The 20,578-nt window shown below is 72.5% G+C and carries 18 protein-coding genes; all 18 read right to left on the reverse strand.

Annotated features, from left to right (window positions below; translation table 11 throughout):
- Nucleotides 1–450 precede the first annotated feature (450 nt).
- A complete protein-coding gene (locus BMG523DRAFT_RS14175) occupies nucleotides 451–1,089 on the reverse strand; it encodes a DNA-3-methyladenine glycosylase (RefSeq protein ID WP_011437552.1) in 639 nt (212 codons plus the stop codon).
- A 26-nt stretch (nucleotides 1,090–1,115) separates the two neighbouring features.
- On the reverse strand, nucleotides 1,116–2,510 hold the full coding sequence (gene argH, locus BMG523DRAFT_RS14180; RefSeq protein ID WP_011437553.1) for an argininosuccinate lyase: 1,395 nt from the start codon (nucleotides 2,508–2,510) through the stop codon (nucleotides 1,116–1,118).
- Between the two features lie 77 nt (nucleotides 2,511–2,587).
- A complete protein-coding gene (locus BMG523DRAFT_RS14185; protein ID WP_011437554.1) occupies nucleotides 2,588–3,790 on the reverse strand; it encodes an argininosuccinate synthase in 1,203 nt (400 codons plus the stop codon).
- Between the two features lie 165 nt (nucleotides 3,791–3,955).
- Nucleotides 3,956–4,624, reverse strand: a complete 669-nt coding sequence (argR, locus tag BMG523DRAFT_RS14190) for an arginine repressor (RefSeq protein WP_043591379.1) — start codon at nucleotides 4,622–4,624, stop codon at nucleotides 3,956–3,958.
- On the reverse strand, nucleotides 4,621–5,643 hold the full coding sequence (argF, locus tag BMG523DRAFT_RS14195) for an ornithine carbamoyltransferase (protein WP_011437556.1): 1,023 nt from the start codon (nucleotides 5,641–5,643) through the stop codon (nucleotides 4,621–4,623). Before argF ends, argR begins: the two co-directional genes overlap by 4 nt.
- Nucleotides 5,640–6,974, reverse strand: coding sequence for an acetylornithine transaminase (locus BMG523DRAFT_RS14200; RefSeq protein ID WP_011437557.1), 1,335 nt, complete (start codon nucleotides 6,972–6,974; stop codon nucleotides 5,640–5,642). Before BMG523DRAFT_RS14200 ends, argF begins: the two co-directional genes overlap by 4 nt.
- On the reverse strand, nucleotides 6,971–8,059 hold the full coding sequence (gene argB / locus BMG523DRAFT_RS14205; RefSeq protein ID WP_011437558.1) for an acetylglutamate kinase: 1,089 nt from the start codon (nucleotides 8,057–8,059) through the stop codon (nucleotides 6,971–6,973). Before argB ends, BMG523DRAFT_RS14200 begins: the two co-directional genes overlap by 4 nt.
- Nucleotides 8,056–9,222: a bifunctional glutamate N-acetyltransferase/amino-acid acetyltransferase ArgJ gene (argJ, locus tag BMG523DRAFT_RS14210; protein WP_011437559.1), complete on the reverse strand. Its 1,167-nt coding sequence runs from the start codon at nucleotides 9,220–9,222 to the stop codon at nucleotides 8,056–8,058. The genes argB and argJ overlap by 4 nt, the downstream gene beginning before the upstream one ends.
- A 128-nt stretch (nucleotides 9,223–9,350) precedes the next feature.
- A complete protein-coding gene (gene argC / locus BMG523DRAFT_RS14215) occupies nucleotides 9,351–10,379 on the reverse strand; it encodes an N-acetyl-gamma-glutamyl-phosphate reductase (RefSeq protein ID WP_011437560.1) in 1,029 nt (342 codons plus the stop codon).
- Nucleotides 10,380–10,443: 64 nt separating this feature from the next.
- Nucleotides 10,444–12,990 (reverse strand): phenylalanine--tRNA ligase subunit beta, encoded by a 2,547-nt coding sequence (gene pheT / locus BMG523DRAFT_RS14220; RefSeq protein WP_011437561.1) that lies wholly within the window; start codon nucleotides 12,988–12,990, stop codon nucleotides 10,444–10,446.
- Between the two features lie 3 nt (nucleotides 12,991–12,993).
- Complete coding sequence (pheS, locus tag BMG523DRAFT_RS14225; protein ID WP_011437562.1) at nucleotides 12,994–14,097, reverse strand: phenylalanine--tRNA ligase subunit alpha; 1,104 nt, start codon at nucleotides 14,095–14,097, stop codon at nucleotides 12,994–12,996.
- A gap of 165 nt (nucleotides 14,098–14,262) precedes the next feature.
- Nucleotides 14,263–15,408, reverse strand: a complete 1,146-nt coding sequence (locus tag BMG523DRAFT_RS14230; protein ID WP_011437563.1) for a PAS domain-containing sensor histidine kinase — start codon at nucleotides 15,406–15,408, stop codon at nucleotides 14,263–14,265.
- Complete coding sequence (locus tag BMG523DRAFT_RS14235; protein WP_235187097.1) at nucleotides 15,408–16,229, reverse strand: RNA methyltransferase; 822 nt, start codon at nucleotides 16,227–16,229, stop codon at nucleotides 15,408–15,410. The genes BMG523DRAFT_RS14230 and BMG523DRAFT_RS14235 overlap by 1 nt, the downstream gene beginning before the upstream one ends.
- Before the next feature lie 92 nt (nucleotides 16,230–16,321).
- Nucleotides 16,322–16,702 carry a 50S ribosomal protein L20 gene (rplT, locus tag BMG523DRAFT_RS14240; RefSeq protein WP_011437565.1) on the reverse strand — a complete coding sequence of 127 codons (381 nt, stop codon included), beginning with the start codon at nucleotides 16,700–16,702 and terminating at the stop codon, nucleotides 16,322–16,324.
- Between the two features lie 125 nt (nucleotides 16,703–16,827).
- The gene (rpmI, locus tag BMG523DRAFT_RS14245; RefSeq protein ID WP_011437566.1) at nucleotides 16,828–17,022 is read right to left on the reverse strand and encodes a 50S ribosomal protein L35; all 195 of its coding nucleotides are present in this window, start codon (nucleotides 17,020–17,022) and stop codon (nucleotides 16,828–16,830) included.
- A 97-nt stretch (nucleotides 17,023–17,119) separates the two neighbouring features.
- Nucleotides 17,120–17,710, reverse strand: coding sequence for a translation initiation factor IF-3 (gene infC, locus BMG523DRAFT_RS14250; RefSeq protein ID WP_070982428.1), 591 nt, complete (start codon nucleotides 17,708–17,710; stop codon nucleotides 17,120–17,122).
- 343 nt (nucleotides 17,711–18,053) lie between these two features.
- Nucleotides 18,054–18,959, reverse strand: a complete 906-nt coding sequence (locus BMG523DRAFT_RS14260) for an SseB family protein (protein ID WP_043591382.1) — start codon at nucleotides 18,957–18,959, stop codon at nucleotides 18,054–18,056.
- Nucleotides 18,960–18,969: 10 nt separating this feature from the next.
- Entirely contained in the window at nucleotides 18,970–20,544 is a 1,575-nt protein-coding gene (locus BMG523DRAFT_RS24595; protein ID WP_023841501.1) for an ATPase involved in chromosome partitioning, read from the reverse strand.
- Nucleotides 20,545–20,578: the final 34 nt, after the last annotated feature.

Here is a 20,578-nt window from a genome sequence, read left to right on the forward strand (position 1 = left end):
CCACGTGGGACACCACCCAGCCAGGCCATGAACGGGGTAAAACAATTGGCACTGACAATCGGCACGCTGTTGAGTTCTCAAGGAGCAGGCGCTACTGAGTAGACGTCGCAAGACGTCGCCCTCAGGCGGCTTGCTGGCTTCTTACAAAATTCTGGAGGATGCTCGTCAGTTACTCCCCAGACGGGGGCTGCCGTACATCTGCCACACGCGCCCCTCGGGGGGGCAGTCACCGACCGCATCCGTGGTACTCGGCGGATCCGGTGTCTCGCTGACAGAGAGAACATTACGGGTGGATGACGGGGGACGTCAAATCAATCCCTTACCAAGATATGTGATGTACGTCACACCTTCTCAAGACCAGTTCGTTGTGATCTTCTGATATGGGACGCTTGATGGTCTGGGCCGGAAGACTGACACCCGGAACACGGGCCAGAGCATCACCGGGTCGACTCACCTGGGTCGACGCGGCGGCCGCGGGCCGCTGACCGTCGCCTCGCCAGCGAGCCAGAATCGCCAGGGCCATTCGGTCGCCACCCGAATCCCCGCCCGGGGGCCGCGGCGGACCCGGCCGCCGGAGATACCGGGCGGGCCGGGAGGACGGATCCCCCGGCCCCCGGCCAGTGCCACCGTGACCGGCCCCGGGCCGGTGATCGTGGTTCCGCTCAATGCGCCGGTCACGGCGAGCGCCCGTCCCAACCGGCCGGGGCCACGCGCCAGGTCCGCCTCGACCAGGCGCGGGAAACGGCCCGCCACGAGGTCACGACCCGCCACGACCTCTCCGGAGCGCAGGAGCACGGCCGACGCCGAACCGACCGGTCCGCACACTACGTTCAGACACCAGTGGACGCCGTAACTGAGGTAGACGTAGGCCCGTCCCGGCGGTCCGAACATGACGGCCGCGCGCGGCGTCGGGCCGCGGTAGGCGTGCGAGGCGGGATCGTCCAGCCCCCCGTACGCCTCGACCTCGGTGATCCGAACGGCGACCGGCCCGTGCCAGACCGTCGCACCAAGAAGAGCCGGTGCGACGGCCAGAACGGGCCGGTCATAGAAGTCCACCCCGTCCGGCGCGGCACCGTCCGTCGGTGCCATGCCGGGCGAGGATTCGGGTAGTGCCGTCAGCCCACCGCCCAGGCCTGGTCCCGGTCCAGCACCGGACGCAACGCGGCGATCTGCTCGCGGACCCGGTCGGGAGCGGTCCCGCCGGGGGCCGAGCGGGCCTCCAGCGCTCCCCGCACCGACAGCACCTCGCGCACGTCCGGGGTGAGCAGGGGGTTGATCATACCGAGATCGTCGTCCGACACCTCGTCGAGATCGACGTCGTGGGCCACGCACCACGACACGAACTGGCCGACCGCCTCGTGCGCCTGACGAAACGGCACCCCTCGGCGCACCAGGTACTCGGCGACATCCGTGGCCAGCGCGAAGCCGTCGGGCGCCGCGGCGACGAGCCGCTCGCGACGGACCCGCATGGTCGCAACCGTGCCGGTCAGCGCGGGCAACACCAGCAGCAGGGTGTCGACCGCGTCGAAGACCGGCTCCTTGTCCTCCTGCAGATCGCGGTCGTAGGCGAGCGGCAGTCCCTTGAGGGTGGCCAGGAAACCGGTCAGATCCCCGATGAGCCGGCCGGACTTCCCCCGGGCCAGCTCCGCGACGTCCGGGTTCTTCTTCTGCGGCATGATCGAGCTACCGGTCGCGAAGGCGTCGTCCAGTTCGACCCAGCCGAACTCCCTCGTCGTCCAGAGCACGATCTCCTCGCCGAGCCGCGACAGGTGCACCCCGATCAGGGCCGCCACGAACAGGAACTCGGCGGCGAAGTCCCGGTCGGAGACCGCGTCGAGGGAGTTGGCGAACGCCCGGTCGAACCCCAGCTCCGCGGCCACCCCCTGCGGGTCGAGCGGCAGCGAGGAACCGGCCAGTGCCCCGGCCCCCAGGGCGCTCACCGACGCCCGGACGTCCCAGTCGCGCAACCGGTCGATGTCCCGGACGAACGCCTGCACGTGTGCCAGCAGCTGATGACCGAAGGAGATCGGCTGGGCGTGCTGCAGGTGGGTCATCCCGGGGGCCGGGGTGTCGACGTGCTGCTCGGCAAGCACGACCAGCGCGTGGGACAACTCGGTCAGCCGCGCGGCCACCTCGCGGGCCGAGTCCCGCAGGTAGAGCCGCAGGTCGGTGGCGACCTGGTCGTTGCGGCTCCGGCCGGCCCGCAGCTTTCCGCCCAGCGTTCCGAGCCGTTCGAGCAGACCACGTTCGAGGGCGGTGTGGACGTCCTCGTCCTCGACGGTCGGGCGGAACCGGCCCTGGGCGACCGCGTCGGAGAGCTCGTCCAGGGCGGCGAGCATCGCCGCGAGCTCGTCGGCGTCGAGCAACCCGGCCCGGTGCAGGACCCGGGCGTGCGACTTCGACGCGAGCAGATCGTAGGGCGCCAGCCGCCAGTCGAACTGGACGCTTATCGACAGCCGGGCGAGCGCCTCCGCCGGGCCGCCGGCGAAGCGCCCGCCCCACAGCCGCATCGGCGCCCCGTCACCGGGCGCCCCGTCACCGGGCCCTCTGCGCGTCGTGTCGTTCCCGCCGGGCGGGTGCGTCGCGGTCACGGGTTCAGCCGCTGCTCGCGCGCCGCCCAGACCTTCGTCGGCAGACCCCAGAGCTCGATGAACCCGCGGGCGTCGCGCTGGTCGAACTGGTCGCCGGCGTCGTAGGTGGCCAGTGCGTGGTCGTACAGACTGGCCGGGCTGCGCCGGCCGACGACCTGGGCGACGCCACCCACGAGCCGGATCCGCACCTCCCCGGACACTCCGGCGCTGGCGGAGTCGACGAAGGCGTCCAACGCGCTCTTCAGCGGCGAGTACCACAGACCGTCGTAGACGATCTCACCCCACCGCTGGTCGATGCCCCGCTTGAACCGGGCGACGTCCCGCTCAAGCGTGAGGTCCTCGAGGTCCCGGTGGGCCGTTAGCAGCGTGATCGCCGCCGGGCACTCGTAGATCTCCCGGCTCTTGATGCCGACGAGCCGGTCCTCGATCAGGTCGATCCGGCCCACGCCGTGGGCGCCCGCCCGGACGTTGAGCTCGGCGACGAGATCGGCGAGCGGGAGGGAGCGCCCGTCCAACCCCACCGGGACACCGTCGATGAACGAGATGGTCACCTCGTCGGGGATCCGCGCGACGGTGGGGTCCGCGGAGTAGACGAAGACATCCTCCGGCGGCTGGGCCCACGGGTCCTCGAGGACGCCGCACTCGGCGGTGCGGCCCCACAGGTTCTGGTCGATGGAATACGGCGATTTCTTCGACACGTCGATCGGCAGGCCGCGTTCCTCCGCGAAGGCGATCGCCTTGTCCCGGGTCATCCCCGAGTCGCGCACCGGGGCGAGCACGCTCAGCCCGGGGGCGAGCGCCGCCACCCCGACCTCGAAGCGCACCTGGTCGTTGCCCTTGCCGGTGCAGCCGTGCGCGATGGCGTCCGCCCCGTGCTCGCGGGCCGCGGCGACCAGATGCCTGACGATGACGGGTCGCGACAGGGACGAGATCAACGGATACCGGTCCATGTAGAGCGCATTGCTCTTAATCGCCGGAGCGACGAAGGACTCGGCGAACTCCTCACGGGCGTCGACGACGATCGACTCGACCGCGCCACAGGTGAGGGCGCGCTGCCGGATGGCCTCGAGGTCCTCGCCGCCCTGGCCGACGTCAACCGCCAGCGCGACGACGTCGGCGCCGGTCTCGGCGCCGATCCAACCGATGGCCACGGACGTGTCGAGGCCGCCCGAGTAGGCAAGCACGACGCGTTCGGTCACAGTACTTATCTCCTTATGTCGTTTTATATCAGAATCATGTTGAATTATTGAAAATCACGCCAGGCTGGTTAAAGAAAAACCGATGAGTGCTATTTTTAGCAAAAATTAGCGCTATGTTCATCAAGGATGCCGGGAAGGCCGGTTCACGGCGTCGCCGGCGCACCGCTACGCATCCTGGTCTGGCACGGCGGACGATCCCGTCGACGCTCCCCGCGCCCGGCCGTCGGCGAGCCACAGGAGATGAGCGGCGAGTGCCGGACCCCTCGGACCAGCATGCCCTCCCTGACCAGCGGGATCTCCCGGACCGACCGAACTCTCCGGACGGACCGAGCTCTCCGGACGGACCGAGCTCTCCGGACGGACCAGGGCCTCGGCTGCGGGAGCCGACCGGCAGACGACGAGCACCGTGTCATCCCCCGCGATCGTGCCCATGACCCCCGGAAGCGCCTCCCGGTCGAGCACCGAGGCGAACAGCTGCGCGGCGCCCGACGGTGTGCGCAGCACGACCAGGTCGCCGTTGGCCTCCGCGGAGACCAGCAGTTCCTCGCAGAGCCGGGTGAGCGACAACCGGACGATCTCCGCCGGCGCGAGGTTCGCCTCGACCGCGTAGACCAAGCCGCCGTCCGGACCGCGCACCTTGGTCGCCCCGATGTCCTCCAGATCACGGGACAGGGTTGCCTGGGTAACCTGGACGCCCTCGGCGGCCAGCAGACGCGCGAGCTCGGTCTGTGAACGCACGCCGCGCTGACCGATCAACGCCGCCAGCCGAGCCTGGCGGGCGTGCTTGGTCAACGGCGCGGCACGCGCGGCCTCCGCGCCTGCTTCCGAGGTCATCGCCCGGTGCCCCCCACCGACGATGCGCCCCCCACCGACGATGCGCCCCCCACCCCGGACGCGCTTCCGGCGGTGCCGGTCGGACCGACGCCCTCGGACAGCAGGATCGACAGCAGGGCCTTCTGGGCGTGCAGCCGGTTCTCGGCCTGGTCGAACACGACCGAACGGGGTCCGTCGATCACCGACGTGGTGATCTCGAGCTCCCGATGCGCGGGCAGGCAGTGCATGACGATCACGTCGGGCGAAGCGGCCTCGACGGCCTTCTCGTCGAGGCGGTACGGCTGGAACACCAACGCGCGGCTGTCCGACTCACTCTCCTGACCCATCGACGCCCACACGTCGGTGTAAAGCACGTCTGCCCCGGCGGCGGCCTCCAGCGCGTCGTGCATCACCAGCGCCTCCCCCCCGGTCACCATGCCGATCTCATTGGCGTGCCGCACCACCTGCTCGAACGGCTCATAGCCGGGCGGCGAGGCCACGTGCACCCGCATGCCGGCCGACGCGCCGGCGAGCAGCAGCGAGTGCGCGACGTTGTTGCCGTCGCCCAGGTAGGTCAGGGTCAGCCCGGCCAGGCGGCCCCGCCGCTCCCGGATCGTCTGCAGGTCGGCCAGGGCCTGGCAGGGATGGGCGTGGTCGGACAGCGCATTGATCACCGGAACGGTGGCCGCCGCCGCCAGCCGCTCCAGCCGCTCCTGCGCGAAGGTACGCACGACGATCGCGTCGACGTACCGGCTCAGCACGGCGGCGGTGTCCTCGATGGTCTCCCCCCGGCCAAGCTGCGCGCTCGCCGCGTCGATCACCACCGGGTGGCCGCCGAGCTCAGCGACGCCCACGTCGAACGACAGTCGGGTGCGCGTCGACGGCTTCTCGAACAGCAGCGCCACCGAGCGCCCGGCGAGCGGACGCTCCGTCAGCCGGGTGACGCGGCGGCGTGCCTTGAACCCGTCGGCGAGGTCGAGCAGAGCGGTCTGCTCCGCGGGGGTCAGGTCGGTGTCGAGAAGGAAGTGTCGGACCGTCATGCGCTGACCCTAGAGCCCGGGGCTGACGCGGACTGCGCCGACGCGGACTGCGCCGACGGAACCCGGGCGGCGAGCGCGTCGCCGACGATGCCGGGCAGGGCCGCGACGAAGGCGTCCACCTCGGCGGCGGTGAGGATCAGCGGTGGGGCGAGCCGGATGGCGTCGGGGGCGACGGCGTTCACCAGGTAACCGGCCTCGCGGGCGGCCTTCTCCACCGCCGGCGCGAACGGGCCGTCGAGCTCGATCGCCCGCCACAGCCCCTGTCCCCGGACCCCCGCCACGCCGGGCACGCCCGCCGCCCGGATCGCCGCGGCCAGCCGCTCCCCGAGCCGCGACGCGTGTTCAAGCAGGCCCTCGGCGGCGATCGTGTCGAGCACCGCGAGCGCCGCCGCGCAGACGATCGGGCCGCCGCCGAAGGTGCTGCCATGATCCCCCGGGCGCAACAGCGTCCCCGCCGCGCCGATGCCGACGCAGGCGCCGACGGGCAGGCCACCGCCGAGTCCCTTGGCCAGGGTGATCACGTCGGGCAGCACGCCCTCGGCCTGGTGAGCGAACCACGAGCCGGTCCGGCCGATGCCGCTCTGTACCTCGTCCAGGACCAGCAGCGCGCCGGCGGAGTCACAGACAGCCCGCGCGGCGGCGAGGTAGCCGGTCGGCGGCGGCACGACACCGCCTTCACCGAGGGTCGGTTCCAGGAACACCGCCGCGGTCGCCTCGCTGACGGCGGCGCGCAGGGCCGCGCCGTCTCCATAGGGCACGAACCGGACGCCGGGCAGCAGTGGCTCGAACGGTGCCCGCTTGGCCGGCTGACCGGTAATGGACAGCGCGCCCAGGGTCCGACCGTGGAACGAGCCCTCGGTGGCGATAATCTCCGGACGGCCGGTCCGGCGGGCGATCTTGATTGCTGCCTCGTTGGCCTCCGCCCCCGAGTTGCAGAAAAAGACCTTCGCCCCCTCGGGCGGAAGCCCGGGGCTCGGCGCGCCGACCCGCAGCAGCTCGACGAGCCGTTCGGCCAGCAGCACCTGAGGCTCGTTGGCATAGAGGTTCGACACGTGGCCGAGAGCGCCGAGCTGGCCGACGACGGCGTCCCGGACCGCCGGGTGGCAGTGACCGAGCACGCTGACGGCTACCCCGCCGACCAGGTCGAGATATTCGCGGCCGTCATGGTCCCACACCCGGCTGCCGGCCCCCCGGGCCAGGGAGATCGCGGGTCGGCCGTAGGTCGCCATCACGACGGCGTCCCGCCGGGCGATCAGATCGGCGTCCTTAGCGATCTCGGCGTTCACTGGGTTCACTGGGTTCACTGGGTTCTCAGCGATCTCGGCGTTCATGGCGTTCCTCCGGTCGGTTCGCCGGCCGGAACGATCCCGGCCGGGCGCGCGGCGGGTGCGGGGGGCGTACCCGGCTCAGGCGAGGTGCCCGACTCGGCCATGATCAAGGTGCCGATGCCATCGTCGGTGAAGATCTCCAGGAGCACCGCGTGCGGCACCCGTCCGTCGAGCACGTGCGCCTGCGGAACACCGCCACGCACCGCCCGCCGGCAGGCCTCCATCTTGGGAATCATGCCGGCGGTGAGCGAGGGGAGGAGCTGTTCGAGCTCGGTGATGCTCAGCTCACTGATCACCTCGTCGCTCGCCGGCCAGTCCGCGTAGAGGCCCTCGACGTCGGTCAGGACGACGAGCTTCGTAGCCCCGAGCGCGACGGCGAGTTCGGCGGCGGCGGTGTCGGCGTTGACGTTGTAGACCCCGCCGTCGACGCCGCGGGCGACCGACGCGACCACCGGCACCTTCCCGGAGCCGAGCAGGGCGTTGATCGTCTCCGGTCGGACCTCGACGATGTCGCCGACCAGGCCGACGTCGACCTCCCGGCCATCGACGATCGCCGGGCGGCGCCGCGCGGTGAAGAGGTTGGCGTCCTCACCGGACAGCCCGACGGCGAACGGGCCGTGGTCGTTGACGAGCCCCACGACGTCCCGATTGACCTGGCCGAGCAGGACCATCCGCACGACGTCCATGGTCTGTGGGGTGGTGACCCGCAGGCCGCCGACGAACGTTGAGGGGACACCGAGGCGCTCCAGATGCGCGGTGATCTGCGGACCGCCGCCGTGCACGACGACCACCCGCAGCCCCGAGTGGCGCAGGAACACGACGTCGGCGGCGAAGGCCTCGCGCAGCGCCGGCTCCGTCATCGCGTTGCCGCCGTACTTGACGACGATGGTCGCGCCCTGGAACCGCGACAGCCACGGGAGCGCCTCGATGAGGACCTGGGTCTTCGCGAGCGCCGCATGGCCGCGGGCGGTGGCGGCCGGGCCCCGCCCGGTGCCCCCGCCCGGGGCGGCGTCGCCGGTGCTGCCGGTGCTGCCGGTGCTGCCGTGCCCACCGTTCGAAGGCGGCGGCGTCCGGGTCGGGGCGTTCATGTCGAGTACGCCGAGTTCTCGTAGACGTACCCGTCGGTCAGGTCGTTCGTCCAGACGGTGACCTCGGCATCGCCGGCGTGCAGATCGACGCCGATGCGCACCTCACGGCCGGACAGGTCGACGAGGTCGCGGTCCTCGCCGGGGGCCCCGGCCCGGCAGACCCGCACCTCGTTGATGGACACGTCCAGCGCGTCGGGCTCGAAGACGGCCTTCGTGGTGCCGATCGCGGCGAGCACCCGTCCCCAGTTCGGGTCCTTGCCGTACAGAGCGCACTTGAGCAGGTTGTTGCGGGCGACGGCCCGGCCGACCTCCAGCCCGTCGTCCTCGGTCGCGGCTCCGGTCACGGTGATGGCGATGGTCTTCGTCGAACCCTCGGCATCGCCGAGCATCTGCTGGGCGAGGTCGATGCACACCTCGGTGACCAGCCCCGTCAGCTCCGCCTCGGGCAGGCTCACCCCGGCGGCGCCCGAGGCCAGCAGCAGCACGGTGTCGTTGGTGGACAGGCAGCCGTCGGAATCGACCCGCTCGAAGCTGACCCGCGAGGACGCCCGGATCACCCGATCGAGGGTGGCGGCGTCCGCGACGGCGTCGGTGGTGACCACCACGAGCATCGTCGCGAGCGACGGCGCCAGCATCGCCGCGCCCTTACCCATCCCGCCGATGGTGACACCCGGGGTCGTTGACGAGGTGCGGACCGCGGCCTTCGCGACGGTGTCGGTGGTGCGGATCGCCTCCGCAGCCGCGGCGCCGGCGGTGTCGGTGTCAGCGAGGTCCGCCACCGCCTTGGTGGCGCCGGCGAGCAGGTTGTCCATGGGCAGGCGGACGCCGATGAGACCGGTCGAGCAGACCGCGACGTCGCCGGCACCGAGGCCGAGCGCCCCGGCGACGTGCTCGGCCGTGGCATGGGTATCGGCGAATCCGGCCGGACCGGTGCAGGCGTTCGCCCCGCCGGAGTTGAGGATGACGGCGCGCAGCCGGCCGTCGGCGAGGACCTGGCGGGTCCAGAGCACCGGAGCCGCCTGAACCCGGTTGGCGGTGAAGATCCCGGCGGCGGCGTCGGACGGCCCGTCGTTGACGACGAGCGCCACGTCCGGACGGCCGGACGGCTTCAACCCGGCCGCCACTCCGGCGGCGCGGAAGCCCCGTGGGGCGGTAACGCTCAACTCAACCCTCTCCTGTCTCCTGGCCGCGTTGCTGATCGATGTTGCTGATCGATGTTGCTGATCGATGCTCCCGCGTCCTTACCGACCTACCGATCTACCGACCTACCGATCTACCGGGCCGAAAACGGTCAGGGGGCGATGCCCTGAGCGGTCAGCCCGGCGGTCTCGGGCAGGCCGAGCATCAGGTTGGCGCACTGCAGCGCCTGGCCGGCCGCGCCCTTGCCGAGGTTGTCGATCGCGGTGACGACGATCGCCCGGCCGGTCTCCGGGTCGAAGGTCCCTTGCACATGAACGGCGTTCCCGCCGAGCGTCGCCGCGGTGTGCGGCCAGCGCCCCGGCGGCAGCACCCGGACGAACGGCTCCCCCGCGTAGGCGGCCCGCAGCGTCTCGTACACGGCGTCCGCGTCGGTGCCCGGGGTGGCCCGGCCGGTGCTGGTCGCGAGGATGCCGCGGGGAAGCGGGGCGAGCACCGGGGTGAAGGACACCGTCACGGTCATACCGGCGGCCCGGGAGAGGGTCTGCGTGATCTCGGGTCTGTGCTGGTGGGTGCCCACCTTGTAGGCGGTCAGGTCACCCATCACCTCGCTGCCGAGCAGGTTCACCGTGGCCGAGCGCCCCGCGCCGGACGTGCCGCTCGCCGCGACAACGACCAGGTCGGCGGGCTCCACGAGGCCGCCGACCAGCAGCGGCACGAGCCCGAGAGAGGTCGCCGTGGGATAGCAGCCCGGAATCGCCACTCGCCGGCTCGCGGCGATCTCCGCCCGTGCCCAGGGGAGCTCGGGCAGGCCGTAGGTCCAGGTCCCGGCGTGCTCCCCCCCGTAGGCGCGCCGCCACGCCTCCGGGTCGACGAGCCGATGATCGGCACCCAGATCGGCGACCCGCACGGTGTCGGGCAGGGTGGCCGCCACCGCGGCCGACTGACCGTGCGGCAGCGCCAGGAAAACGATGTCCGCGTCGGTCCCGGCCAGCGCGGCCGCGTCCGTGAACACCCGGCCCTCCAGGTCGGGCAGGTGGGGATGCACCTCCGTCACCGGCAGGCCGGCGGACGCGTTCGCGGCCAGCGCACCGATCTTGATTTCGGGATGGGCGAGGAGCAGGCGCAGCAGCTCTCCGCCGCCGTACCCACTCGCCCCCGCAACTGCTACCGTCACACCCATGATTGCAATTTTATACACGCCAACTCATGATCATGCAATGATGCTGGCGTAACCCGTCTCGGCCTCAGGCGCGCAGGGACGCGCCGGTAAGCTCCGCCGCCCGGGCGACCGCCGCGTCCCGCACCGCGTTCGCCTCGGCGGCCGTCAGCGTCCGGTCCCCGGCGCGCAGCCGCAGGCCGAAGGCCAGCGAGCGCTGACCGACCCCGACCTGGGCGCCCTCGAAGACGTCGAAGAGGGTCAGGGACTCCAGCAGGTCACCGGCTCCGGCCCGCAGTGCCGCCGTCACATCGGCGACCGGCACCTCGATCGGCACGACGAGCGCCACATCCCGGTCGGCGGGCGGATAGGTGGAGATCGTCGGCGCGATCATCGGCGGCGCCGCCGACGCGACCTCGATCAGGGCATCGAGGTCCAGTTCCATCGCGCCGGCCCGAGGCGGAAGCCCGACGTCGCTGAGCACCCGGGGGTGCAGCTCACCCGCGTGGCCCACGACCCGGCCGTCGATCGAGAGCTCCGCGAGGCGGCCCGGGTGCCAGGGCATGACATTGCCGGCTCTGACCGTGAGGGTCACGCCCACCGCCTCGGCGACCACGTGCGCGGCGTCCACCGCGTCCGCCCAGTCCGCGTCCCGGGCCGGCGTGGACCAGCCACCTGGCTCACGGCGCCCGGTGAGGAGCGCGGCGACGTGGCGGGGCTGGCCGGGCAGGGTCGAGTCCAGAGCGGCGATCTCCGCGGCGGAGGGCCGACGATCCACCGGCGGGGTGACGACGTCCGTCGGGATCCGTTCGCGTTCCCGGAACACCAGACCGCTCTCGAACAGGGCGAGATCGCGCTGCCCCCGGCCGATGTTGCGCACGGCCGCCGCGATCAGTCCGGGTAGCAGGGTCGTCCGCAGGTAGCCGGCGTCCTCGGCGATCGGGTTCGCGATCCGGACCGCCGCACGCCGCGGGTCGGCCGCGGCCAGGCTGAGCGCGTCGGCGGCGTCCTCGGGTACGAACGGCAGGGTAAGCACCTCGGCGAACCCCGCATGGGCCAGCGCCCGGCCCACCGCGCGGTGCATCCGCTGCGCGGCGGTGAGCCCGCGCCCCGCGGGCAGCGACGGCAGGGTCACCGGGATGGTGTCGTACCCCTCCAGCCGCATGATCTCCTCGACGAGATCGGCGGGCCGGGTCAGGTCGGGACGCCAGGACGGCGGCGTCGCGATCAGAACACCGGGCAGGTCCTCGGTCGCCGACCCGTCAGCCACCGCGCAGCCGACGTCGACGAGCCGGCGCCGCACCACCTCGGCGGGGTAGGGCCGGCCGGCGAGGCGTTCCGGTTCCGTCAGCGGCAGGGTCACCGGCGCCGGGGCGGGGCGGTGGTCCAGGTCGGTCACGCCGGGCTCGGGACGGGCGGCGGCGAGCTCGGCGAGCAGGTCGACGGCCAGCGCCGCGGCGACCGGCGCGAGTGCCGGGTCGACGCCGCGTTCGAAACGCCGCGACGCCTCCGAGGACAGCCGGTGCCGGCGGGCGGTGCGGGCCACCGTGATCGGGTCGAAGTGCGCAGCCTCGAGGACGATGTCGGTGGTCGTCGCGGACACCTCCGTGCTGGCCCCGCCCATCACCCCGGCGAGCGCGATCGGACCGGTGTCGTCGGCGATGACCAGATCCTCGGGGTCGAGAGTGCGGTCGACCCCGTCGAGGGTGCGCAGCGTCTCTCCGGCGACGGCCCGGCGCACAATGATCGCGCCGGCCAGCTTCGCCCGGTCGAAGGCGTGCAACGGCTGGCCGAGGCCCAGCAGCACGGCGTTGGTGACGTCGACCGGCACCGAGATTGACCGCATCCCGGACAGCGACAGCCGCCGCTGCCACCCCAGCGGGGTGGTGGCCCGCGAGTCGACCCCGGTCACCACCCGGGCGACGTAGCGGTCACACGCCGCGGTGTCCTCGACGACGACCGGATAGGCCTCCCTGGCGGGCCCCGGGACGGCTGCCGGGTCCGCCGGCGCGCCCGGGTCCGTGAACGGCAGCGCGAAGGCGGTCGCCGCCTCCCGGGCGATCCCCCGCACCGACAGACCGTAGCCCCGGTCCGGGGTGACCGCGATGTCAAGCACCTCGTCGGCGAGATCGAGCAGCTCGGCGACGTCGGCGCCGATCGGCGCCCGCGGCGCGAGCACCAGGATGCCGTCGGACTCCTCGCCGAGGCCCAGTTCCCGGGCCGAGCAGATCATCCCCTCGCTGACATGGCCGTAGGTCCTCCGCGCGGTGATCTCGAACCCGCCGGGCAGCACGGCGCCGGGCAGCGCGACCGCCACCCGGTCGCCGACGGCGAAGTTGTGCGCCCCGCAGATGACGCCGCGCACGCCCTCGCCCCTGGATCCGGCGCTCTCGGCTCCGGCATCCTCGGCTCCGGCGCTCTCGGCGACCCGGACCTGGCACCAGCGGACGGCCTTCTTCTTCGTCTCGACGATCTCGAAGTCGACGATCTCCCCGACGACCACGCCGGAGAACTCGCCCCCGACGCTACGCAGTCCCTCGACCTCGAAACCGGCCCGGATCAACGCGTCGGCGACGGCCCGCGTGGGCGGCAGCCCCGCCACATACTCCCGCAGCCAGGACATCACGATCAGCATGGGTCAGTCCTCGATTCCGAACGGCAGGCTGAACCGGACGTCACCGTCGACGAAATCGCGGATCTCCCGGATGCCATGGCGGACCATCGCGGCCCGTTCCAGCCCCATCCCGAACGCGAAACCGCTGTACCGGGTCGGGTCGACCCCCGCGGCCCGCAGGACGTGCGGGTCGACCATGCCGCAGCCGCCGGCCTCGATCCAGCCCTCGTCCGAACAGACCCGACAGGGCTGGCGGGCCGCCTCCCCGCGGCAGGCGAAGCACTGCACGTCCAGTTCCGCGGACGGCTCGGTGAACGGGAAGAACGACGGGCGCAGCCGCGTCGACAGGCCCGCCCCGAACAACGCCTGGGCGAAGACCTCCAGGGTGCCGCGCAGGTCCGCCATGGTGATGCCCCTGTCCACGGCCAGACCTTCGAGCTGGCCGAAGACCGGCGAGTGCGTCGCATCGATGGTGTCGTTGCGGTATGTCCGCCCCGGGCACACGACGTACACGGGCAGCGGGCGGTTCAGCAGGGAGCGGATCTGCACCGGGGAGGTGTGGGTACGCAGCACCCGGCCCGCCCCGGTCGGCGCGACGTAGAGCGTGTCGTGCTCGCTGCGGGCCGGGTGATCGGGCGCCATGTTCAGGGCCTCGAAGTTGAACCAGTCGTGTTCGACCTCGGGTCCCTCGGCGACCTCGTAGCCCATCGCCACGAACACGTCGGCAAGCCGGTCGGACAGGGCGGTCAGCGGGTGGCGGGCACCACGGCGGCGGCGGTCGACGGGCAGGGTCACGTCGACCCGTTCCTCCCGCAGCACCCGGGCGTCGCGTTCGGCGGTGAGTTCGGCCAGCCGGGCGTCGTAGGCGGCCTGTACGGCCGTGCGGGCGGCGTTGTGCCGGCGACCGGCGTCGGCACGCTCCGCACGGGGCAGGGCACCGAGCTCCCGGCGGGCCAGCACCAGCGGTGCGGAGGCACCCTGGATGTGGGCGGTACGGACGGCTGCCAGCGCGTCGAGATCGGCGGCGGCGCGGATCGACTCCCGCGCCGCGTTGACGGCCGCGTCGAGCTGATCGGGGTCGAGGGCGTGGACCCGGGACGGGTCGACAGTCTCTCCAGGGGCGGGCACGATGCTCATCCTCGTCATCGGGTGAAAAGCAGGGTCATCCCGGCGGGAAGCCGGGGTCGTCCGGCCTGCGGCGGGGTTCGTCCGGTCCTGGGGTGTCCGGTCCTGGGGCGGCGGCGCGCGCCTGGCCGCCCGGGGCGCCCACCGGTCGGTTCGCGGTGCTCGGCGTCAGCCGAACACCGGGCCACCGGCGGGCACGAAAAATCGGAACTCGGCGCCGCCACCCGGGGCCCGGCCGACCGAGATGGTGCCGCCGTGCGCCTCGATCAGCGCCTTGGCGATGTAGAGCCCGAGGCCGGTGCCGTTCCCGCGGCTGGCGCCCCGCCAGAACTTCGTGAACACGCGCGCGGCGTTCGATTCGGACACGCCTTCACCCTCGTCGGCCACGCTTACCTCCGTGCCGCTGTCCCTGCCACGCAGCAGTACCGTCACAGTACCCGCACCATGCCGCAGGGCGTTGTCGACGAGGTTGTGCAGTACCTGTTCAATCTTGTCCGGATCGACCCACATCTCGGGCAGTTCGCCCTCCTCGCGGATGAAGAACCGGTCGGCGCCCGCCGCGCCCGAGGCCACCTTGCCGTCCACCACCGAACGCACCCGGGCGGGCAGGTCGACGATCTGCTTGCGGACCTGGATGCGTCCGGAGTCGATCCGAGAGACGTCCAGCACCTCGGTGAGCAGGCGCGTGACCCGGTCGGCGTCGGTGTTGACCGTGTTCAGCATGAGCTTCTTCTGCTCGTCGGTGAACCGGTCCCACTTGGCGAGCAGCGTCGCGGTGAATCCCTTCACACTGGTCAGCGGCGAGCGCAGCTCGTGCGCCACGGTCGCGACCAGGTCCGCCCGGTTGCGTTCCAGCCGCTCGCGGCTGAGGGTGTCGCGCAGGGACAGCGACACCCGCACCAGCCGACCGGCGACCCGGTTGAACCGCACCGTGACGTGGAAGTCACGGTCGTGGACTGGACCCGCGTAGGTCAGGCGCCGCTCCGGCTGCCCGGTGACCCGCGGCAGGTTCCGGCTGGCTGTAGAGCACTCCCACCAGTCGTTGCCCCGCTCGTCCAGCAACGGGAGGACCTCGGTCAGATGCCGGCCGATCGCGGACGGTCCATCCACCCCGGTGAGCTTCGCCGCCGCCCGGTTGAACACCTCGACGACGCCGGCGGCGTCGGTCACGATCACCGAATCCGGTAGCAGGTCGAAGGCGGCGGCAGGCAGTGGGCCGTCCTGCGCGGCCGACACGGCTGAATCGGTGGCATCGGGCGCGCAGCCGGGGCCGGAGGGCGGCACCTGCCCGGATGGCGACGTGACAATGTTCATCACCGTCGACCACCTCCTCCGGTGCCGTCAGTACCGGACCTGCCCGTTCTCTGCGCCCGCGCCGACGCGTAAAGGCACAGGGCGGACGCAACCGCAAGATTCAGGGACTCGGCCTGACCGTACACCGGTACCCGCAGAACCGCGTCCGCGGCGGCCAGAGTAGCCGAAGCCAGCCCATGTGCCTCGTTACCGAACAGCCACGCCGTCGGCCCGTCGAGCTCACCGGCCGCGACGGCGGTGTCAATGTCGCGATCCGCGGCTCCGGACGTCGCCACGATGCGGCAACCCCGGGCCCGCAGCCGGTCCAGCACCCCGGCCAAGGCTGGTTCCACGATCACCGGGAGGTGAAAGTGGCTGCCGGCCGAGGAGCGCACGCACTTGCCCCCGAAGGGGTCGACACCGCTCCCGGTGAAGACGACGGCGTCCGCTCCGGCCGCGTCCGCGCTGCGGATCACCGTGCCGGCGTTACCCGGATCGCCCGCGCCGATGCACACCGCGACCAGCCGGGGGGCGTGCAGGTCGGCGAGCCGATGAGCGGGCAGGGCCGCGACCGCGACGAGGCCCTGGGGGGTCACCGTCTCCGACAGCGACGCCACGGCCTCGTCCGTCACGACCCGGACCGGCACCCGGACCGCCCTCAGCAACTCCTCGTGCCGGGGAGTCGCAGAGACTCCGACGAACACCTCAAGCAGCTCGCCGACGGCCAATGCCGCGCCCACCGCCTGCACCCCCTCGACCAGGAACCTGCCCTGCTCGCGCCGGGCCGCGGGCCGCTTGAGGCGACGCGCGGCGCCGACCCGCCCGGAGCGCGCTCCGGCGATCGGCGCCGGCCCCGGCGAAGGGGCGTCCGGCGAAGGGGCGTCGGTCGTGGAGGACACGCGGGAGGCGGGCACGGGCCGACGTCGCGACGGGCTCAGGCGGCGGTGGGCTCCGGCGCCGCCGCCAGCGCGGCCCGTGCCACCTCGACCAGGGCGGTGAACGCGACCGCGTCGTTGACCGCGAGGTCGGCCAGGATCTTGCGGTCGACTTCGACGCCGGACAGCTTCAGACCCTGCACGAAGCGGTTGTAGGTCAGACCGTTCGCCCGCGCCGCCGCGTTGATCCGAGTGATCCACAGCTGCCGGAAGTCGCCCTTGCGCGCGCGGCGGTCCCGGTAGGAGTAGGTCATCGAGTGGAGCATCTGCTCCTTGGCCTTGCGGTAGAGCCGCGAGCGCTGGCCCCGGTAGCCGCTGGCCTGCTCGAGGACCGTACGGCGCTTCTTCTGGGCGTTGACCGCCCGCTTCACGCGTGCCATGAGGGCACCTGTCTCCTTCGTTCGGGTGCGTCCGGCGGCCCGGGCCGGAGTCGGCCGCCAACGGCGGGCCGACCGCGACCGGCGGGCCCGCCGCAGTCGGGGCCGGAGTCGTCAGCGGGCCACGGTCAGCGGGCGAGCAGGCGCTTGACGCGTCGGTTGTCCGCCTTCGTCAACGGCACCACGCCATCCAGTCTGCGGGTGAGGCGGCTGGTCTTGTGCTCCAGGTAGTGGCGGCGGTTGGCCCGCTGGCGCAGCACCTTGCCGGAGCCGGTGACCCGGAACCGCTTGCTCGCACCGCTGTGGGACTTCTGTTTGGGCATGTTGACATCCTGACGGGTTACGTGGGTGATCGAACAACCGGCGTGGCGAGATCCGGAACCGGTGGCGGCGCCACCGCGCGGACTGCCCGCCCTCGAGTCAGACGTGGCCGGCCGGTTCCGGCACCCGCTGCGGCTTCGAGCCCTTGTGCGGGGCCATGACCATGGTCATGTTCCGGCCGTCCTGCTTGGGCTGAGCCTCGACATAACCAAGGTCGGCCACGTCGGCGGACAGCCGTTGGAGCAGGCGGATGCCGAGCTCGGGCCGGGACTGCTCCCGACCGCGGAACATGATCGTAATCTTGACCTTGTCGCCGGCCCGCAGGAAACGCACGACGTGACCCTTCTTGGTCTCGTAGTCGTGCGGATCGATCTTCGGCCGCAGCTTCATTTCCTTGATGACGGTCTGGACCTGGTTCTTCCGAGCCTCCCGACGCTTCTGGTCGGACTCGTACTTGAACTTTCCGTAGTCCATCAGCTTGCAGACCGGGGGACGAGCGGTCGGCGCGACCTCGACGAGGTCGAGATCGACCTCCTGCGCCATACGCATGGCCTCACCGATCGAGACGATGCCGATCTGCTCACCCTCCGCGCCGACGAGGCGAACCTCGGGGACGCGAATCCGGTCGTTGATACGGGACTCTGTGCTGATGTGTTTCCTCCGTTGCTCGACGCGCGGGCATGACCTCACCGCAGCGGAGCACCGAGCCTGGTACACCAGGCTCCCGGCCGACGACCGCGGAAACGGCTCGGCCGACCGGCGACCCGGCCACCGCGGCCCCCAGCCGGAACTCCGGCCTGAGGACCTGCTGACGTCCCGGGGTGGCGACATCAGTGCTGACATCGGGTGGAGGGCGAACCCCCGCTTGGTCCTGCCGATCAGGCTCCGCGCCGTGCCCTGGCTGCCTGGAAACGGCAACGCCAGCGGACGGAACAAAACCAGCCGGCAGGCGGTCTGCGGCCCAGCGTAGCACCAGACCGGGCGACACGACGATCACATCATCGTCCGGGCGCTCCGAAAGGGCCGGCTGCGCTCACCTCGCGAACCGCACCGGCCATCGGCGCGTCGGGCGCAGGCCCCGCCCCAGATGGCGGCGCACCGCCTCGGCCTCCCGCGCGCTCACGAGCAGCACGGCCGGGCCCGAGGCCCGCTCCTGCTCCCGCGCCTGCGCCGGGGCCGGGGCCGGGGCCGGGGCCGGATCGGTGGCGAGCAGCCGGGACAACCGCCGGGCAAGCAACTCCCCGGACCGCGCGTCCGCATCTCCGCCCTGACGTACCGCGACGGCGAGCACCGGGCGTGGGGCGCCGGCACCCGGGAGGAGCAGTTCCGCCGGCCACACCTCGACCCGCTCAGTCACGGTCCGCAACGCCTCCCGAACCCGCCGCCGGGATAACGGACCATCCGGATCGGACGGACGGCGCAGGGCGGTCACCCTCAGCTTGTCGAGGTCCGCGGCTTCGGTCACGCGCGGCGTGTCGAGGGTTCCGGACGGCGCGTCGGAGCCGGATCCGCCGGGCACCGGCGCGGGACCGCCCGGGCCGACGTCCAGACTGGCCGAGCGCGGACCGGCCACGTCGATCACCACCGCTCCGAGCCCCAGCCGGACCGCCTCCGTGCAGGCGTCCACCGCGGCGACCGGAACCGGCCGGGCCGAGGAGCGCCAGGCGGTGAGCGCGCTGACGCTGGAGAAGATCGGTAGCGCGGTCGCGCCGGACGGGGTGCGCAGGGTCGTCAGCGCCATCTCGCTGGTCTTGTCCGCACCGGTGACGGCGTCGGCGGCGGTGAGCCGAGCCTCGACTCCGACGAAGACCCGGGCCTGGCGCAGCGCGGCGGTCAGAACGGCGGGGTCGACCGGGTTGGCGGCGAGCGCTCGGGTGAGCGACTCGTCGGCGCGGCCGTCATCGCCCTGACCAGACGGAGTCAGCAGATCGCGTGCCATTCTCGCCAGCCTAGGGCCCAGGCGGCGCGGCGGGCCGGTACCGGATCGGGTCCGTGGCGTTCACCATGGCCCGGACGGGCCCGGGCCATGGTTGAGGGCCCCGACCGGGGGCTGCGATGGCGGGCCGGGCCAGCACGGTGGCCGGTTGCGACCCGGGAAGCGGGGCGGTGGCGACCGCCCCGGCGAGACGCTGGAAGGCAAACCTGGTCCGGCGACGCAGGCGGTACCAGCTGATCGGACGGCTGTCGGCGAGCGCCGCGTCGAACGGCACCGGCACCGTCATGTAGGCCCGGTCCTCGAGATGTTCGAGACGCAGCCGCGCCCCGCGGCTCAACCGGGAGGGATACGTCTCGACGACGGCCACGATGACGGTGGCAGCGAGATCTGGCCGACCGGCCGCGGTCAACGCGCTCAACGCGTCGTCCGCACCGGCGATCTCCGTCTCGCCGGCCCGGATCGTCAACACGACGAGGTCCGCCCGCGCCAGCAGGGTGGCCGGCACCGGCTGGCTCCACCCCGGTGGGGCGTCCGCGACGACGACCGGATACCAGTGTCCGAGCAGGTCGAGTGCCCACGCCAGCTCCTCGGGAAGCAACCCCGGCCCGGTAAGATCACGCAGTCCGGCCAGCACCTCCAGGCCACCGGAGCCGTCGGAGGCGACAAACCGGCGCACGTCCTCCAACGAGGACACCGGTGGCCGCGCCGTGGCCAGCTCCCGCAACCCCACGCCCGGTGACATGAGGCCGACCCGGTGCGCAAGCAGCCCGGACTGGTCCGGGGATGCGTCCACGGCCATCACCCGATGACCGTGGTGCTCCGCGATCGCCAGTCCCAGACCCGCGGCGACCGTCGTCCGGCCGCCTCCGCCACCGAATCCCCCAACCAGCACCCGCCGCCCACCGGCCCGCGCCCGCGCGACCGACGAACCGCCCGTTCCCGCGACGGCCGGGACCACCGCCCGACCACCGGACGGCGTCACCGCGGCCACCGCCGCCCGGACGGGCAGGGAAGGGGCCAAGCCGGACCGCCGCGCCGGCAGGTTCGCGGGGACCGGGATGGACCAGGCTGGCTCCAGACCAGGCGTTTCGACCGCCTGTCGGCCGACCGTGGGTCCGCCCAAGGAGTCGGCGTCGGGCCACGCCTCCGGCACCGGCCAACCCGGGTCAGCCGCCGCGGACGGGGGAAGCCGCCCGGATACGGGCCCGGCACCGGGCGAGCCGTCGGGGGGCGGCGCGGTGGCGGCCCGGGAAACGGGGACGACCGGCGTTCCATCCGGGAGGTTCACCGGCTGCCCGGCCGCGGGGACCAGCACCGCGATGTTCTCCCAGGTCTCCCCGGGCGGCGGGACGGCCGGGAGCGGTGGGGAAACCGCCGGGGGCGGCGGCGCACCGGGCGGTGGATCCGGTGGCGTCGGGTACGGGTCCACCGGGTACGGATCCGGACCGGTCGGGTCCGGGTCCGGCGGCCCGGCCGCCGACGTCGCGGCGGCGAGGTCGGGCGTCCACCCCGCTCCGCCGGACACGGTGAGCGAGGCACCGGGCCAGGCGGAGCTCGGGCCGGGCGGCGCGGTCAATGGAAGGCCCACGGGGGGCGCGCTCCGGCCCGGCGGGAGCAGTGGC

Origin of the sequence: Frankia sp. BMG5.23, assembly GCF_000685765.2 — a bacterium.
Lineage (GTDB): Bacteria > Actinomycetota > Actinomycetes > Frankiales > Frankiaceae > Frankia > Frankia casuarinae.